Source organism: Lacrimispora brassicae (assembly GCF_054772055.1).
Genome location: NZ_BRYH01000001.1, coordinates 83960 through 101249, shown reverse-complemented (window position 1 = coordinate 101249; position 17290 = coordinate 83960). Strand labels below are relative to the sequence as shown.

Genomic DNA, 17290 nt, shown 5'->3' with positions numbered 1-17290 from the left:
GCGGAAATGGGAAAACCAACAGGATTTTTAGAATACAGCAGAAAAACGGGAAAAACGGTAGACCCCAAGGCTCGTATTAAGAATTATAACGAGTTCCATCTGCCTCTTTCCGAAAAAGAGCAAAAATGCCAGGGTGCCCGCTGCATGGATTGCGGCGTCCCCTTCTGCCAGTCCGGGGTGATCTTAAAGGGAATGGTTTCCGGCTGTCCCCTTAACAACCTGATCCCTGAATGGAATGAGCTTGTATACACGGGAACATGGCAGCAGGCCTACAACAGGCTGAAAAAGACCAACAGTTTTCCGGAATTCACCGCCAGGGTATGTCCGGCACCTTGTGAGGCCGCATGTACCTGCGGTTTAAACGGAGACCCGGTGAGCATCAAGGAAAATGAGTATGCCATCATTGAGCGGGCTTATGAAAGCGGCATCGCAGGCCCTCTGCCTCCAAAGATCCGCACAGGCAAAAAGGTGGCTGTTATCGGTTCCGGTCCGGCAGGTCTGGCGGCGGCAGATCAGTTAAACAAAAGAGGGCACAGCGTCACCGTGCTGGAACGGGAAGACCGTATCGGCGGCCTTCTCATGTATGGGATCCCCAACATGAAGCTGGAAAAGCATGTCATTGAACGGAAAGTGGAGATCATGAAGCAGGAAGGGGTGACGTTCTTAACAGGTGCTGACGTAGGAAAGAACCAGAAAGCCAAAGACCTGTTAAAGGAGTATGACCGGGTTATCTTAGCCTGCGGCGCTTCAAATCCCAGGGACTTAAAAGTTCCGGGAAGAGACTCTGAGGGAATCTATTTTGCCGTGGATTTCTTAAAGTCCACCACAAAGAGCCTGTTAAATTCCAACTTACAGGACAATAGCTATGTTTCTGCAAAGGGAAAGCACGTCATCGTTATTGGCGGAGGCGACACTGGAAACGACTGTGTGGGAACTGCCATCCGTCATGGCTGTGCTTCCGTTACCCAACTGGAGATGATGCCCAAACTCCCTGATAAAAGGACACCGGACAATAGCTGGCCCCAATGGCCGAAGGTATCGAAAACCGATTACGGCCAGGAAGAATCCATTGTTGTATTCGGCAAGGACCCCAGGGTATATCAGACCACAGTAAAGGAGTTCGTAAAGGATAAGTCCGGCAAGGTGGTAAAAGCGGTGCTCATGGGGCTGGAGCCTAAAAAGGATGAGAAAACAGGCCGTATGAACATGGAACCTGTTGCCGGCAGCGAAAAGGAGGTTCCGGCTGACCTTGTTTTAATAGCGGCAGGGTTTCTGGGTGTACAGAATTATGTGTCTGACGCTTTTGGCGTGAAATTAAACGGCAGGAGCAACGTAGAGACTGAAAACGGAAAATACAAGACAAATGTGGATAAGGTATTTGCAGCCGGAGACATGCGCCGTGGACAGTCTCTGGTGGTTTGGGCCATCAGAGAAGGCAGGGAAGTGGCAAAGGAAGTGGATATCAGTTTAATGGGGTATTCAAACCTGGCGTAAGTCCAAGGGGCGTGACCATAAAGAAAAAGAGGTTTTTGCAAAATAGTTAAGTGATTATCTATTGAGCAAACACCTCTTTTTTTAAAACTCTGAAATAGTACAATATTTCAATTATTATATATTATTTATATTAAATATTTTCAAAGAAAAATATTCAGATGTTTGCTGCCATTTCCCATACAGCAGAACATGACAATTTTTTTGCTTCAAATTCCATAGAACTGGTCAGCAGTCGATTCCGGCCTTCCTGGCCTGGCTGCATAAGTCTCTGGTTTTCAGCGTGTACTCTTTTCCGTCCTTAATGAAATGTGTTCCGCACTGCCTGAACTGAAAATGCACCCCATTTTTCATGCATTGTTTTCTTAAAGATAAAACCCAATCATAATGAAGGGGCCTTGCATTGTAATCCGACTCGCCGCCTGCGACAACCAGTTCGATTTCTTTTAAGTAAGTTTCTATGTGGATATCCTCAATAAGCGGCTGGCAAATGATATTTTTATGCTTAATGGGAAGCCGGGAAAATACGGAAAGGCGGTAATCGGCCCTGTCCTGATTTTCAATGGTACAGCCGACCGTTACATTATCATAACCATCGCCCCAGTCTTCTGGAATACACTGCATAAATCTCTCAATCCGCTTCGTTAAAAAAATAAAATGCAGGTCAGGCCGCTGCCGCATCATGGCCCAGCACTCTTTTCGCCATGGATCCGCATCTTCGATCAGAAAATCACTGGAAAAACAGAGAAATACAGTTTGGCCTGGTTTCATTTTGTATTCCCCCTTTTTGTTTTTTGATATGGGAGCCTCAAATTTATCTGTCTTTACAATCTCCTCCGTAGGAATTCCCCGTTTGCCGTCACCTTTATGGATATAACAGAATTTGCAGCCATCACTGTACTTATGGCAGCCTCTCCATGGATTCCACATAGCCATGATCATACCTCCCCGTAAAATAAAGTCTTCATTAATATGATTCTATCATGATATCAGAAAAAATTACAGTTGGATTTTATATAACGAAAATATAACCTATGACTAACGATAATTATAACCTGTAAAAAGGCAGAGTTCCTTATTATAGTAATAGTGGAAGGTATCAACTGTTTTCTATGAAAAAAACGGAGGGAATGGGAAAAAATGAATAAAAAACTTTCTGAAAGATGTTTTAGGAACTATTTTACCGGTTTCACGATCAAAGCAGCTCTTTTCATTTCAGTTCTAATCATATATCTCATAGCCAGATGGCTGTGAAGCAGAAACGCCGGATCAAAGGGCGTGCTTTGCTAAATATTGACTAATGCAAGAAGCCGGCGGGATATTTACCGGGAGAGCCTAATGGGGGAGAGGAACTCCTTCGTTAAGGTATTTCTTTGCTAAAGGAATCAGGCTTCCTCCTGCTAAATTTCCCGCGGAGATGATCAAGATATACAGGAATGCTTTTGCACTCCAGGAACCTCCCATAGTAAAGTAAAACATATCAGCAATACTGTGTTCATAACCGGACAGGATAAATACCATGACCGGCAGGACTAAAGATAAATATTTTCCGATACCGTCTTTTATGGTTTGATAACCAATAACTGCAATGCACATCATAATACCGCACAAGACTGCCATGGTGAAAGTGCTGAACAGGCTATCCGACAGCTTTATATTCACAAGTTCTCTTGTATGATCTGCTAATCTGGCCAGTTTGGTATGTCTGAACACAACACCGGTTCCCACGGTCCCTGCAAAATTCCCTATGTATACAATAAGTACGGTTAATAAATAGGAAGGCTTTTCGTTAACAATATAACAAACCTTTCCGGTAAACAGATTAAATCCAAAGGTATATATGGTAAATAATCCGATTGAAAATAAAAAAGAGCCGGCTATATGATTCTCAAGAGTTAAATAAATTACTCCCCCCATACTGATGGCAATTCCGGCTATAACGGCGTTAATGAATGTTTTCATTGGTGAATGCTCCTTTTTCCTTTTTAAAACTTATTTTCCGGCTGCAAAAAGGCTTTTTGCATGACCATGTCATATTATAGCATAAGAAAAAGGGTTTACAAGGACAATCTCTTTATTGACATAATTTATCAGTCACGATGGCCGGAGGGTTTAAGCGAAAGAAGAAAGGTCTTTTTATAGAGAAACTATTGGAACATTGCGCTGGTATTGATTATATATAAATTTTTTGAGAAACAAAATAAATGTGATGCAAAGAGATTTGAAAATAGTAGATGCACAAAAAGTAAACCTCCCTTATAATAGAAGATACCAAGTATTTTTATTTAGCAAAGGATAAAAATGCTTACACTCCCATAATGATTAAAATTGTGATGATCAAATCAAGGAGAAGTGGCTGATAAAGAAGGTGGACTTATGCTGAAAATTGCAATTTGTGATGATGAGCAAATAGTTTGTGCAGATATAGAGAAAATTATTTTGGATTTCCAAAAGGAATCTGGTATACATTTAGAGGTTGAAGTTTTCTATTCCGGAATTGATTTATATAAATTTATAGTAAATGATTATGCATTTGATTTAATATTTTTAGATATTGAAATGCAGGATTTAAATGGTATTCAGCTTGGGAATAAAATTCGAAATGAACTGGAAAATTATATTACAAAAATAGTGTACATATCGTCAAAAGATAGCTATGATCGTCAGTTATTTGAAGTGCAGCCCATGCACTTTTTACCTAAACCAGTAGATAAAGAGAAAATTATTGCTGATGTCAAATTGGCATTAAAAATTCTAGGAAAGCGCAGCGATGTATTTTCATACAAAATAGGACATAGCGTATATAAGGTTTCAATAAAAGATATATTGTATTTTGAAAGTTTAGACAGAGAAATAAAGTTAGTTTCAACAAAAGGTACTGTTTGTTTTTATAGCACAATAGAAGCCGTCTTATCCCAGGTTTCCAGCTATCAATTTATTCAAATTCATAGATCCTACATCATTAACTATGCTTATGTATCTAAATTTAGATATGAGGAAGTTATAATGATGAATGGTGAACATTTGCTTATAAGCCAGCGCAGAAGGAAAGATGTCCGGGACTTGCTTATATCTTATGAGAAGGAGGAAGACTAGTGCAATTAAGCATGTATGATGTAATTTATATTATCTCTAATCTCTTTCGGACATACATAATTTATAAGTTTATGATGGTGTTATTTGACCGCAGCCAGTTACAGGTAAAGAGAAAATGGGAGTTCGCATCATATGTATCCTGTTATGTATTCATTACAGTTATTTACCTGTTGACTAGGATTCCTGTGGTAATGCTGGTTTCCAATATCAGTTTTTTTTTCCTGCTGACATTTAATTATAAGGGGTCATTTAAAAGCCGGGTATTTTCAGCCATGGTAATCTATCTGACCCTTATGTGTACAGAGGTATTGCTGGTTCTGCTCATAGGGTATTTTAAACTTCCTATTCTAAAACAAAATGATTTTGACTCTATATTTGGCATTGTTGCAATGCAGATTATTTCTTATGCAGTGGTTATAATTTTATCTAAGTATAAGCATATTAAAAAAGGAATAAGTATCCCTTCAACTTATTGGATTTGTATTTCGGTTATCCCTTTTGCATCAATATATTTAATGTTGCTGCTGCTTTCGTCCGGCAATTTGAAGTTTTCGTATGTTGTTATTGGTATTATATTAATTCTGGTGACCAACTTTTCAGTATTTTATCTGTATGATAAGATCTCTGAGATGTTTTTAGAACAAAGCCAAAAACTTTTATTTGCAGAGCAAAATAAATATTATGAAAAGCAACTGGATATTATGAAGTCTTCTTTGGAAGCAACCCTGTCAATCAGGCATGACATGAAAAACCATTTGTTCGCATTACAGTCTCTCGCACAAAACCATTGTTATGATGAGTTGCTGCAATGTTTAAATGATATTATTGCTAATTGTGAGGATCAAACAGCATTTTCTCATTCAGGTAATGTTGTTATCGATAGCATACTAAATTTTAAATTGCAGGAAGCTTCCAAGCTTAATGCAGAAATTATCCTGGATATCAATTTACCAAAGGATTTACAAGTACCTGCTTTTGATATGGCAACTATCTTAGGGAATTTACTTGATAATGCCATTGATGCACTTAAGGCCATTGAAGACAGGCGTATGATTTCAGTTAAAATCAAGCATAGCAGAGGACAATTCATAGTTAAAATTTCAAACACTTTTAATGGAATTGTCATAGAACGAGCAAATAATCTGCTTACAAAGAAAAAAGATGACATAAATCATGGTTTAGGCATTAAAAACATTAAAAAAATTTTGGAAAAATATGATGGTTCCATGGATATTGAATATAATGCAATGATATTCACTTCTATTTTACTGATGTATGTTGATTAGAAGCAGGAGAATTTTCCTCCTGCTTTTTCTTTTTGTTAATTCATATGTTCATTCATTACAAAAACATATGTCGCTCACAGCAAAAACCTGAATAATAAAATATTGATGATATAATTGAATAAAAACAAAGGAGGCAATGATTTATGAAAAAACTGATTGTGAAATATGGCAGTGTAATTGTCGCACTGGCTCTTATTCTTATGGTAACAACCTTGAACGCAAACACAGCATGTACCTTTTACGCACACCAGCCAAAACTCCCGGATGGTGCTGAGAAACTTCGCAAATTTTAATAATGACTGTTTTTACGGAACGTGTGGGTACCATATTACAGGAAAACGGGATCATCAGAAAAGAAGATAGGGAGCTATATATTTATGGTTTACAGCAAGGCCTCCCCTGAGATGTTATCTGCTTTCAATTATTATGCTTGTGTTGGGTAAATTAAAAAATCTGGGTGAAAGAAAAATACATATTCAGAGGCAAATGAAAATGTAGAAGAGGAAATGAGAGATAGAGTTCTGGGAAAATCTGACAAAGTATCTAACACATCTTGTCAGATATCAGCGCCAGATGGTAAGATTCTTAATGTGCATTCTTGTTTGATGTTTTTAACGGTTGTGACAATTGTTTTAATTTATCAGGTAAGGATCGGCAATAGTGTAAACAAAAAAGCAGTTTTGTCATTCCGGTAAACTGTCCTTTGTTTACACAGTTTTTGATTTAACCGGGGGTGCGGACAAAGTCAATGTCCGGATGGCCGGTACTTATGGACTCTTAATTTCAATGTTGGGATATAACAGACTGTGAATCTCAATGTATTCCAGTTGGCAGATGGTAATCTGCCTTTTTGGTGTGTTTAAAAATATACAAAGAAAAGCACAAAAGGAAGCAGAGCCAAAAATTGAAATCATTTTATGACTCTGCATATAGTAATAAGTATTATATAAATGATATTGGTGCGGTCTGCCAGGAGAGGTGCTGGTTGACGTTATACATTAAAACGGAACAGGACAACATCCCCATCCTTGACCACGTATTCTTTGCCTTCCAGGCGAACCAGTCCTTTTTCCTTTGCTGCACTGTAGCTTTTGCAGTCTAGAAGATCCTGGTAATTCACAACCTCTGCACGGATAAAGCCTCGTTCAAAATCAGAGTGGATCTTACCGGCAGCCTGAGGGGCTTTGGTTCCTTCCTTGATGGTCCATGCCCTTGTTTCCGTGGGGCCTGCGGTTAAGTAGCTGATGAGTCCAAGCAAATGATAGCTGGCTGCGATCAGTTTTTCCAGGCCGGATTCTGTAAGTCCCAGATCCTCCAGAAACATCTTTTTCTCATCTTCTTCCAGCTCTGCGATTTCCTGTTCGATCTGGGCGCAGATAACGAAAACTTCACAGTTGTTCTCTTCTGCAAATTTGCGGACCTTTCCCACATATTCATTAGAAGTCCCGTCATCAGCCAGGTCGTCTTCACAGACATTGGCAGCGAAGATCACAGGCTTAAAGGTGAGAAGATTAAGGGTGGAAATGAATTCTCTTTCATCTCCGTCTTCTATTTCCATGCTTCTTGCCAGATTTCCATCCTCTAAGTGGGCCTTGATCCTTTTTAAGATCTCCAGTTCTTTTGCAAGAGACTTATCATTCATTGCGCCTTTAATTGTTTTGGAAATGCGGCGGTCTAAGATTTCCAAATCGGAAAAAATCAGTTCCAGATTTATGGTTTCAATATCGCGCAGGGGATCTACGCTTCCATCTACATGGATTACATTGGTATCCTCAAAGCAGCGGACCACATGGACGATAGCATCTACTTCCCGGATGTTGGAAAGAAACTGGTTGCCCAGGCCTTCCCCTTTGGAAGCGCCTTTTACAAGTCCTGCAATATCGACAAATTCGATCACAGCAGGGGTGATTTTTGCGGAATTATAAAGAGCGGCCAACTGGCCCAGGCGCACATCCGGAACAGGAACAACTCCCACATTGGGATCAATGGTACAAAATGGATAGTTAGCAGATTCTGCACCGGCCTTTGTAAGAGAATTAAACAGGGTGCTTTTACCTACGTTTGGCAATCCGACAATACCTAATTTCATAGCAATTACCTTCCTAATATTGTTTATATTTATGGTTGATTTTTGTCTGTAACTAATATAGAATAGCATATTATCCGCAAAATTAAAAGAGAAAAACGCAAGAATCGATTCTTTGTCGAATTATAGTCGAATATGTCGGGCGAATATGTTTGATTTTTGTGTTTTCACGGGGTAAAATAAAGAAAACATCGAAAGGAGAAGACGAATGGCAAATACGGCAGATATTAGTTTTGTCCATTTGGAAATTACAATCGACCATTTGCGAAACAGTATCTCAATATTTGGATTCCGCGTTGCATTTTACGGAATTATCATAGGGGTTGGAATATTAGCAGGTCTTTGGGTTGCGACAAGCGATGCAAAACGCAGGGGGCAGGATCCGGATGTTTATCTGGACTATACTCTATACGCAATCATAATTTCTATTATGGGAGCCCGAATCTATTATGTTTTATTTGATTGGGACAATTATAAGGATGACCTGCTTCAAATTTTAAATCTCAGGGCAGGAGGACTGGCCATTTATGGAGGTGTCATAGGGGCCGTCATAACTCTAACTGTTTATGCCAGGGTGAAGAAACTTTCCTTCTTTTCCTTGGCTGACACTGGATGCCTAGGACTGATAACCGGGCAAATTATAGGAAGATGGGGAAACTTCTTTAATTGCGAGGCGTTTGGCGGATATACCAACAGCCTGTTTGCTATGAGAATCAGAAGAGCGCTGGTTAATGAGAATATGATATCAAGAGAGCTTTTGAACCATTTGATCGTAAGAGATGGTGTGGAGTATATACAGGTGCATCCTACTTTTCTTTATGAATCGGTCTGGAATCTCTGCGTGCTGGCATTTATGCTTTGGTACAGGAAGCGCAAGAGATTTGATGGGGAGATGCTTTTTATTTACCTGCTTGGCTATGGTTTGGGACGAGTGTGGATCGAAGGACTCCGCACAGACCAGCTAATATTCTTTAGTACCGGCATTCCGGTGTCTCAGGCACTGTCATTAATTCTGGTAGTGATATCTACTCTTGTGCTCTTCTGCAAACACAGACAGATACGAAAAAAGAGCAAAGGAGAAGTAATGATATGATGATGTCAAAAGAAGAGTTAATACGTGATATTGAAGAAGCAAGGGAAAGATTAAATAAAAGCATTGAGCATGATGATGAAGATATTATTTATCACAGAAGTGTGGAACTGGATAAATTAATTGAACAATATATTGCAGCAGGCTATTGATACTGAAAGCCTGTAGTGTATTTTTTGCAGGCTTGAGAAAAGCACGGAAAGAGATGGAGATCTTTCCGTGCTTTTTACTGTGACACAATCATAAAGAGGGCGGAAGCGGCAAATGCTTTCCCCCTCTTTATCTCATGATGGCAGCCATACAGCAAGAACTTTAAAATACTGCATTCAAAGATGCTGCAAAAGCAGTTTGACACAACTGGCGCAGGGATGTAATATTTATCTTAGAATTGTCGAAAACTGTTACAAAGACGGTAGAATGTGTCCGGAGGTGGGAAAATGAAGTATTTGTCGTTCCGAATGAAATTGACTCTGGTGTTTATTATAACAGCCATGATCGAAGGGGCTATTATAGGAAGTTTATCTTTTTCCCATAGCAAGGCCATTGTGGTAAAGAATAAAAAGCAGGAAATGTCAGATACCATTAACCGCATTGATATTAACATCAATGTTAAGGTCCGTTATATCATGGAGATCCTTGACAATGCGGTGGCCAGCCAGCTTGTGCGGGATGCATGCACCCCCGGCTGGGACAAAGGAGACCAGCGGGTCAGCCGGACTTATCTTGATGATTACTGCAGGAGCCTTATAAAATCCGTTGGGGAGGAAATGGACATTTCCATCATCAACACCTCCCAGGTAATGTATACAACATCCAATATGGGAGGATCTCAACCAACGTATATTTCAAAGGAAATACTCAAAAGCTACGATGACGCCCTGGGCGGCAGAAACAATAAGTCTGTTTGGACGGGCATCATGCCAAAGCTTTTTTCGCCCCCAGGGGAAGAACATCAGGCGGTCACTGTTGTCAGGGCCATTCGGGACAGGGAGGAAGAAAGGAACTTAGGTGTCATGGTGATCGAACTGGATCCTGACATGTTCAGCAATTTACTTTTGGGGAACCAGGGACTGTTTCAGTACCAGTACCTGCTTATTTTGGATCAGAAGGGGCAGGTGATCTGCAGCAATCCCAAGATAAATAATGGGTGGCAGGAAGAAATCAATGACAGGTTTGAACGGGGAATCCGACGCTTTGAACTGGTGTGGAACGGCAAGAAATATTACGTCTGTGGGCAGTATAACGGCATCACGGGATGGAAATCCTACTCGGCCATACCCTTTGAGGGGCTGTTTCCCCAGGCAGGGGATTTAAACAAGGCCATCTGGCTGGTGGGAACGGTAAGCACCTTTGCCATTGCTGCGGTCATCGTCCTTCTGGTTTACACCATGGCAGGGCCTATCAAGGGGCTTTCAAGGGCAATGGGGCAGGTACAGAAGGGAGATTTTACCGTCCGGGTCCCCAATAAGAGAAAGGATGAAATCGGGGAACTGACAGAATCCTTCAATTACATGCTGGAAGAGATCAACACTCTGATCCGGCAGGTTTATCAGGAGAAAATAGCTCAGAAAAATGCGGAGGTTCAGGCCCTCCAGGCACAGATCAATCCTCATTTTCTTTATAATACCCTGGACTCTGTCAACTGGATGCTCATTGACCGGGGGGAATATGATATCAGCGACATCATCCTTTCCCTGGCAAGCCTTATGCGTTACAGCATAGAGGATGAAAATGCTTTTGTACCCCTTGAAAAGGAAATCGGATATGTGATGTGTTATTTAAAAATCCAAAAGAACCGTCTGGAAGAACGGCTGGAATATTCCCTGGAGGCGGAAGAAGGCCTGATGGCTGTGCAGGTTCCAAAGCTGATCCTGCAGCCCATTGTGGAAAATGCCATCACCCATGGAATTGAGCCCAGAAAACAGAAGGGGAATATTTCCATCACCATAAAAGATGTTGGAGATGAGGTGGTCATTTTGGTGGAGGACAACGGCATGGGCATGACCTCCGGACAGCTTAGTCATATAAGGGATGAAATGCCTGATATAGAGAAGGAAGGCCATACGGGAATCGGGATCAGGAACGTAGACCGGCGTATCCGCCTCCATTATGGGGAGCCTTATGGAATCGTTATAGAAAGTACCTATGGAAAAGGAACTATTGTAGGCCTGCGCATACCGAAAGATCACCGGCCGGTGACGGAACCGGGAGCAGAGAAAGGAGAAAAGGCAGGACATGAAGCTGATCATCGTGGATGACGAACCTAAAATCAGAAAGGGGCTTTTTAAGCTGCTGGATGCCCAGGAAGGTTTTAACGTAACAGGGGTATTTGAAGATGTCCGTTCAGCCCTTAAGGCCCTGTATGAACTGGAGGCCGACGTGATCATTACGGATATAAAAATGCCGGAAGTCTCAGGTCTTGAGCTGATCCGCCAGATCCGGGAAAGGAACTTAAAGCTCCGCATCATTATCTTAAGCGGGTACAGCAATTTTTCCTATGCCCAGAAGGCCATTGAACTGGGGGTAACCAGGTATTTGTTAAAGCCCACAGACCCCAGGGAGCTTCTTTCTGTGTTAAGGGAAGTGGAGCGGGAGCTTTTGCCGGAAACTCCTGAAAATGAAGGGGAACAGGGCCAGGGGCTGGAAGTGGAAAATGAAGTGGGAAATTTACTGGTGGTAAAAGCCATCCAGTATATTGAGGTCCATTATGGAGGCAAGGTCACCCTAAAGGATATGGCCGGGGAACTCCATCTGTCCCCCAATTACTTATGTGAGCTTTTTAAGCGCCATACAGGGAAAAATCTTATGGAATACGTGACCGAGTACCGGATGCAAAAGGCAAAGTCCTATTTAAACCATGTAGAATATAAGGTGGCAGAGGTGGCGGAAATGGTGGGTTACAAAGAGGCGAAATATTTCAGCAGCGCCTTTAAGAAAGCATATGGGATCACTCCCCTGGATTACCGGAACAGACGGTAGACTCCTTGGATATCATTTGAAAAAGACGGGAAAATGACTAAAAAGTCTCTCCTGTCTTTCTTTTATTTGGTTATAATAACAAAAAACATAATATTTTGGTATAAATAGTAATCTGATAGAATTGCGGTGAATGCCAGAAAATGATAATCTATTATCACAAACAACTTGCAAACGTCTGTGAATCATCTCAGTTATGAATAAGTGTCAGATATTATTAAAGCCAAGGCAACGAGCCAAAGTCAAGCTGGCTTGATCTTGGCGGCTGCTGGTGGGGCAAATACCCTGCAGCTTGCTGGTATTTAACTGAGGACAGACGTAAAAAAAAGGAGGATTTTCGTATGAAGAAAAGATTTAGCGCATTACTCATGGCAGGGGTAACGGCAGCAGCACTTGTACTCAGTGGCTGCAGCAGTGGAGGTAAAACAGAGGGGGCGGCAGAAACAAAGGCTCAGGCAGGTGGAAAAGGCGCGGCGGATTATAAAATTGTCCTCATCCTTCCAGGGCCGATCAATGACCAGAGCTGGAATGCCACAAACTATGCAGGCCTCACTGCCTGTAACGAAAAGCTGGGCACGAAAATGGAATATGTAGAAAATGTGCAGGCTTCCGACTATGAATCCACCTTCCGTGAATATGCGGAGCGAGGCTATGACCTGATTATGGCTGCTGGTTCCCAGTTTGATGAAGCGGTGGCAGCAGTGGCTCCCAATTATAAGGATACTACTTTTTGTGCGGTAAACGGCTCAAAATGTGACGGAGACAATGTGGCTCCCATTTTTCCAAAGGAATATGAAGCCAGCTATATCGCTTCCATCCTTGCAGGAAATGTAACAGAAAACGGTAACTTTGCAACCATCGGAGGCTTCCCCAATGAACCCATGGAGCATTTGATGGATGTATATGAAAAGAATTCGGTCAAGATCGCAGAAAGCCGCGGCATCTCCGGTGCAAAGGCTACAAGAGCCTACGCCAACAGTTGGAATGACGTAGCCCTTGGCAAACAGATGGCAGAGCAGATGATCGACAACGGAGCAGACACCCTGTTTGTATACGCCAACGAGGTTGGTCTTGGAAGCATTGAAGCAGCGAAGGCAAAAGGCGCGAAATTCATCGGCTTTTCCAGTGATCAGACAACCATTGATCCCAATACCGTTGTAGCTTCTGTTAATTTTGATTTCAAGAATTTCTATACCTGGGCTCTGGGCCTTTATATGGATGGCAAGCTTTCCGGGAACATGGTTCATGAAGCAGGTATTAATGAAGATATCTTTGTGCCGGTATATACGGATAATGTTTCTCAGGAAATAAAAGATGCGGTTGACCAGGGGATCAAGGATTTCAAAGATGGAAAGGTAGATTTACAGGCGATGTTTGAGAAATAAGAAGTAACCGAGGGCTGCCGCAGGAGAAAACAGAATTGTTTAAACTGGGTCGCCCTCATTGTATGTGCGAGCAATGAGCCGAAGAAATACGCTTGCATATTCATTCGGCCAATGTCGCGTCAACTAAGAAAAACCCGCAAAGTGTGTTTTTCTTAGTATGAAGAGGAGGAGCTTCGTGAATACACCGTTTTTTGAATTAAAGAATGTATCGAAATATTTTGCCAGGGTCGTGGCAAACAAGGACATTTCTTTTCCCGTAAATAGGGGAGAGGTGCTGGCGCTGTTAGGAGAAAACGGGGCAGGAAAAAGTACGGTTATGAAGATACTCTATGGCCTTTACCGGGCGGATGAGGGGCAGATCCTGATGGATGGAAAGGAACAGAAAATCACCTCCCCAAAAGATGCCATGGCTTTGGGAATTTCCATGATTCAGCAGCACTTTTCCCTGGTATCCGCCCATACGGTCACGGAAAATATTATTTTAGGCAATGTGAACGGCGTCATTGATTATGAAAAATGCAAAAAGGAAGTAGAGGAGCTGTCGGCCCAGTACGGATTTCAAATTCCTGTGGACGCAAAGGTGGAGGAGCTGGCAGTGGGAGTACAGCAGAAGGTGGAGATCTTAAAAGCCCTTTATTTAAAGACAAGCCTGCTGATCATGGATGAGCCTACGGCTGTGCTGACACCCCAGGAAGCCGATACCCTGATGGAATTTGTGAAAGAGTATACAGCCAGAGGAAATTCTGTCATTTTTATTACCCATAAAATGAAGGAGGTCATGGAGGTAGCGGACCGGATCATCGTCATGCGGGGCGGAAGGCTTACGGGAGACCTTTCTGCAAAGGAAACCAATGAGGTGGAGCTGACCAGGCTGATGATGGGGAAGGAAATGGTGCCTCCAAAGCGGGAACAGGCGGAAGAGAAAAAAGAAAAAAAGGTCTGTCTGGAACTGGAATCTGTTACCGTACAGCGCAAAGGGGAAACTCCTCTTTTAAGTGATCTGTCATTCCAGATCATGGAAGGTGAGATTTTCGGAGTGGCGGGAGTGAGCGGAAACGGGCAGGAGGAGCTTTGCGAGGTGATCTGCGGCGCTCTCCCTGTTACTTCAGGAAAGGTACTTTTAAATGGAAGGGATATTACAGCCTCTTCCGTAAGAGACCGGATTGATCTGGGAATCGGATACGTTCCGGTAGACCGTTACCGGGATGCCATGGTGGGAGAGATGACCCTGGCTGAAAATATGATGTTAAAAACCAGCTTTAATAAGAAATGGACAGTGAACGGCTTTTTAAATAGGAAGAAACTCCAAAATGACACCCAGAAAGCCATCGATGAATTTGAAATCAAGGCGCCGGGCCCTGATGCCCAGATCAAGGGATTGTCAGGAGGCAACCAGCAAAAGGTCATCCTTGCCAGAGAAGTGGGAAACGCCGGCAAGGTGCTGATTATGGACCAGCCCACCAGGGGGCTGGACTTAGGAGCCATTAATAACATCCATAACAACATCCTGGCAGAGGGCCGGAATGGAAAGGGGATCCTGCTGGTTTCCACGGAATTGTCGGAGATTTTCCAGCTTTGCGACAGGATCGCCGTTATCTACAAAGGTTCCTTTATGGGAATCTACGACCATGACCAGCTTAATACAGAACGGATCGGTCTGTTAATGGCCGGCTACAAAGAGGAGAAGGGGGCGTAAGGCATGAATACAAAAATCAGAGACCTGATTGTGACAAATGCTGCGGCTATCATTGCCGGCCTGCTCTTAAGCGGCCTCATGCTTTTGCTGCTGCATATTAACCCGGGAGAAGTATTTGTATATTCCATAAAAACCATGTTTACAGACAAATATACCATGGGAGAAGTGTTTTTAAAGGCAACGCCTCTTATTTTTACGGCATTGGCCTTTGCGTTTACATTCAAGGCCAACTTATTTAATATCGGTGCACAGGGACAGTTTTATATGGGCTCTGTTGCAGCCATCGCCCTGTCCTTACAGCTTGACGGAAAGGTTCCAACGGCAATCCTTCTGATCCTTGTGTGCCTTACAGCGGCACTGGCAGGAGGACTTATGGGCGCTTTGATCGGATTTTTAAAAGCCCGCTATAAAGCAAATGAATTTCTGGTCAGCATGATGTCCACCTATGTTGCTCTGGCGGTCATGAATTATTTGCTGCGCACATTTTTAAAGGAATCCAAGGGAGAATACCCCCAGACAGACGCCTTATCAAGGGCGGCATGGCTTCCTGTCATCGTAAAGGGAACCAGGCTGCATATCGGATTTGTGCTGGCGGTTCTGGCTGCAATAGGCATCTGGATTCTGCTTTATAAAACCCCTCTGGGATACAGGATCCGGGCAGTGGGAAGCAATGCTTCCGCAGCCAGGATGTCAGGTATTGATTCAAACAAGATCTTTGTGGCCGCATTTTTTATCAGCGGTGCCCTGGCGGGAGCTGCCGGATTTACAGAAGTAAACGGCGTTCAGCATATGCTGATCCAGGATTTTAACAGCGGAGTAGGCTCCGCCGGTCTGGGAATCGCCATATTGGCCAATGCCAATCCCATTGGAATCATTTTCGCCTCCATCTTATTTGGTGCTTTGGGCGTCATGGGAAATTTAATGGGCCGTATGCCGGGAGTCAATGTTCCTGCAAGCATTGTTGATCTGATGCAGGGATTCGTCATGCTGTTCGTTATCATATCCTATTTCTTCCGGCATTATATGGAAAACAGGAGAGAAAAGCGCAGACTGCAGAAAGGAGCGTGAAACAGGTTATGATCATAAGCTTATTAAAACGTGCACTGATGATGAGTACGCCCCTGCTGTTTGGCTCCATTGCGGAAGTAATCGCGGAGCGTTCGGGCATGATGGTTACTGCCATTGAAGGGATCTTCCTTATGGGAGCCTGGGGTGGATTTGTGGGAACCTATTTAACCGGCAGCGCATTTATCGGCATTCTTGCTGCGATTCTTTCAGGACTTGTGGCAGCAGCCGTGTATGGTGTGGTGTGTATTTATTTAAAGCAGCATCAGGTTGTAACAGGCACTGCCATTAATGTGCTGGCAGCAGGAATCTGTACCTATTTACAGAGGGTATTGTTCGGTGTTCCCACTGCGCCTCTTAAAATCAGCCCCCTGCCTGAGATCGCCGTTCCCCTTCTCAGCCAGATCCCTGTAATTGGCCCGGTTTTTTTCCAGCAGAATATATTGACCTATGTGGTATATCTTCTCATTCCTGCGTCCTACTTCCTTTTGTTTAAGACTTCCTTTGGCCTGACTATCCGTTCTACCGGAGAAAATCCGGAAGCAGTGGATGTGGCCGGCATCAATGTGAATGCGGTCCGGTTCTTTACCGTCCTGCTGGCAGGAGCCATGGGAGGAATGGCAGGTGCATTTTACTCTGTGGGATATTTGGGAATGTTCACCACAAATATCATTGGCGGCCGGGGCTGGATCGCATTTGCCATATGCTTTTTGGGCAACTGGAATCCAAAAGGAGCCGTTGCCGGAACCGTGGTCTTCGGGCTTACGGAAGCCATCGCCATTTACATGCAGTCGGCAGGAGGGGGAAGTTATTTCCCCAACGAATTATTCATTGCAATGCCTTATCTGCTGACCATTGTGCTCACTGTGTCCAGAAGGAATTTTAATGTACCGGCAAAGCTGGGAGTGGCATACAGCAAAGAAAACTAAATAAGAAAAAGAACAGGCATCCCCTGACCAGTGTATTTCCCAACACTGCTCAGGAGGTGCCTTTTTCCATATTCTGGAAGGAATGTAAGGCCTGCTGTCTGAAGTCACATGAAAGCCAAATCAAAATGAAATTTCTTCGAAATTGTTCTTGCTATTTCCTGGCAAATGTACTAGAATTAAACCATAAGTG

The 17290-nt window shown here is 42.9% G+C and carries 14 protein-coding genes and 1 pseudogene; 12 read left to right on the top strand and 3 right to left on the bottom strand.

Annotated elements, in window-relative coordinates:
• Positions 1-6: 6 nt before the first annotated feature.
• Positions 7-1494, top strand: coding sequence for a glutamate synthase subunit beta (locus tag ACYVD3_RS00450; protein WP_460640538.1), 1488 nt, complete (start codon positions 7-9; stop codon positions 1492-1494).
• Positions 1495-1719: 225 nt separating this feature from the next.
• Here ACYVD3_RS00450 and ACYVD3_RS00445 read toward each other — a convergent pair whose 3' ends face one another.
• Together ACYVD3_RS00445 and ACYVD3_RS00440 are read right to left on the bottom strand one after the other, a co-directional pair.
• Positions 1720-2427 (bottom strand): DUF5131 family protein, encoded by a 708-nt coding sequence (locus ACYVD3_RS00445; protein WP_460640537.1) that lies wholly within the window; start codon positions 2425-2427, stop codon positions 1720-1722.
• 399 nt (positions 2428-2826) lie between these two features.
• Positions 2827-3462, bottom strand: a pseudogene (locus tag ACYVD3_RS00440) (formate/nitrite transporter family protein); the annotation flags it as partial.
• 381 nt (positions 3463-3843) lie between these two features.
• On the opposite strand from ACYVD3_RS00440, the gene ACYVD3_RS00435 reads away from it, so the two are divergent.
• The 3 genes from ACYVD3_RS00435 (at position 3844) to ACYVD3_RS00425 (ending at position 6166) form a co-directional block, all read left to right on the top strand.
• Entirely contained in the window at positions 3844-4587 is a 744-nt protein-coding gene (locus tag ACYVD3_RS00435; RefSeq protein WP_460640536.1) for a LytR/AlgR family response regulator transcription factor, read from the top strand.
• Positions 4587-5873 (top strand): sensor histidine kinase, encoded by a 1287-nt coding sequence (locus ACYVD3_RS00430; protein ID WP_460640535.1) that lies wholly within the window; start codon positions 4587-4589, stop codon positions 5871-5873. Before ACYVD3_RS00435 ends, ACYVD3_RS00430 begins: the two co-directional genes overlap by 1 nt.
• Before the next feature lie 143 nt (positions 5874-6016).
• Positions 6017-6166, top strand: a complete 150-nt coding sequence (locus tag ACYVD3_RS00425) for a cyclic lactone autoinducer peptide (RefSeq protein ID WP_460640534.1) — start codon at positions 6017-6019, stop codon at positions 6164-6166.
• A 698-nt stretch (positions 6167-6864) separates the two neighbouring features.
• On the opposite strand, the gene ychF is transcribed toward ACYVD3_RS00425, so the two are convergent.
• A complete protein-coding gene (ychF, locus tag ACYVD3_RS00420) occupies positions 6865-7962 on the bottom strand; it encodes a redox-regulated ATPase YchF (protein ID WP_460640533.1) in 1098 nt (365 codons plus the stop codon).
• Between the two features lie 205 nt (positions 7963-8167).
• On the opposite strand from ychF, the gene lgt reads away from it, so the two are divergent.
• From lgt to ACYVD3_RS00380, 8 genes are all read left to right on the top strand, one after another.
• Entirely contained in the window at positions 8168-9052 is an 885-nt protein-coding gene (gene lgt / locus ACYVD3_RS00415) for a prolipoprotein diacylglyceryl transferase (protein WP_460640532.1), read from the top strand.
• Positions 9049-9201, top strand: a complete 153-nt coding sequence (locus ACYVD3_RS00410; RefSeq protein WP_198018262.1) for an aspartyl-phosphate phosphatase Spo0E family protein — start codon at positions 9049-9051, stop codon at positions 9199-9201. The genes lgt and ACYVD3_RS00410 overlap by 4 nt, the downstream gene beginning before the upstream one ends.
• 285 nt (positions 9202-9486) lie before the next feature.
• Positions 9487-11307 carry a cache domain-containing sensor histidine kinase gene (locus ACYVD3_RS00405; RefSeq protein ID WP_460640531.1) on the top strand — a complete coding sequence of 607 codons (1821 nt, stop codon included), beginning with the start codon at positions 9487-9489 and terminating at the stop codon, positions 11305-11307.
• Complete coding sequence (locus ACYVD3_RS00400; RefSeq protein ID WP_460640530.1) at positions 11285-12028, top strand: response regulator transcription factor; 744 nt, start codon at positions 11285-11287, stop codon at positions 12026-12028. The genes ACYVD3_RS00405 and ACYVD3_RS00400 overlap by 23 nt, the downstream gene beginning before the upstream one ends.
• A gap of 338 nt (positions 12029-12366) precedes the next feature.
• Positions 12367-13410 (top strand): BMP family protein, encoded by a 1044-nt coding sequence (locus ACYVD3_RS00395; RefSeq protein WP_460640529.1) that lies wholly within the window; start codon positions 12367-12369, stop codon positions 13408-13410.
• A gap of 175 nt (positions 13411-13585) precedes the next feature.
• Complete coding sequence (locus ACYVD3_RS00390; protein ID WP_460640528.1) at positions 13586-15106, top strand: ABC transporter ATP-binding protein; 1521 nt, start codon at positions 13586-13588, stop codon at positions 15104-15106.
• Positions 15107-15109: 3 nt separating this feature from the next.
• Positions 15110-16174 (top strand): ABC transporter permease, encoded by a 1065-nt coding sequence (locus tag ACYVD3_RS00385; RefSeq protein ID WP_460640527.1) that lies wholly within the window; start codon positions 15110-15112, stop codon positions 16172-16174.
• Between the two features lie 8 nt (positions 16175-16182).
• Entirely contained in the window at positions 16183-17100 is a 918-nt protein-coding gene (locus tag ACYVD3_RS00380) for an ABC transporter permease (protein WP_460640526.1), read from the top strand.
• Positions 17101-17290: the final 190 nt, after the last annotated feature.

Excerpts from the sequence above, each read along its gene's own strand:
- ACYVD3_RS00400 (WP_460640530.1), top strand. The coding sequence starts at position 11,285 with ATGAAGCTGATCATCGTGGATGACGAACCTAAAATCAGAAAGGGGCTT.
- ACYVD3_RS00405 (WP_460640531.1), top strand. The coding sequence starts at position 9,487 with ATGAAGTATTTGTCGTTCCGAATGAAATTGACTCTGGTGTTTATTATA.
- lgt (WP_460640532.1), top strand. The coding sequence starts at position 8,168 with ATGGCAAATACGGCAGATATTAGTTTTGTCCATTTGGAAATTACAATC.
- ACYVD3_RS00380 (WP_460640526.1), top strand. The coding sequence starts at position 16,183 with ATGATCATAAGCTTATTAAAACGTGCACTGATGATGAGTACGCCCCTG.
- ACYVD3_RS00395 (WP_460640529.1), top strand. The coding sequence starts at position 12,367 with ATGAAGAAAAGATTTAGCGCATTACTCATGGCAGGGGTAACGGCAGCA.
- ACYVD3_RS00445 (WP_460640537.1), bottom strand. The coding sequence starts at position 2,427 with ATGGCTATGTGGAATCCATGGAGAGGCTGCCATAAGTACAGTGATGGC.
- ACYVD3_RS00410 (WP_198018262.1), top strand. The coding sequence starts at position 9,049 with ATGATGATGTCAAAAGAAGAGTTAATACGTGATATTGAAGAAGCAAGG.
- ACYVD3_RS00450 (WP_460640538.1), top strand. The coding sequence starts at position 7 with ATGGGAAAACCAACAGGATTTTTAGAATACAGCAGAAAAACGGGAAAA.
- ACYVD3_RS00385 (WP_460640527.1), top strand. The coding sequence starts at position 15,110 with ATGAATACAAAAATCAGAGACCTGATTGTGACAAATGCTGCGGCTATC.
- ychF (WP_460640533.1), bottom strand. The coding sequence starts at position 7,962 with ATGAAATTAGGTATTGTCGGATTGCCAAACGTAGGTAAAAGCACCCTG.
- ACYVD3_RS00425 (WP_460640534.1), top strand. The coding sequence starts at position 6,017 with ATGAAAAAACTGATTGTGAAATATGGCAGTGTAATTGTCGCACTGGCT.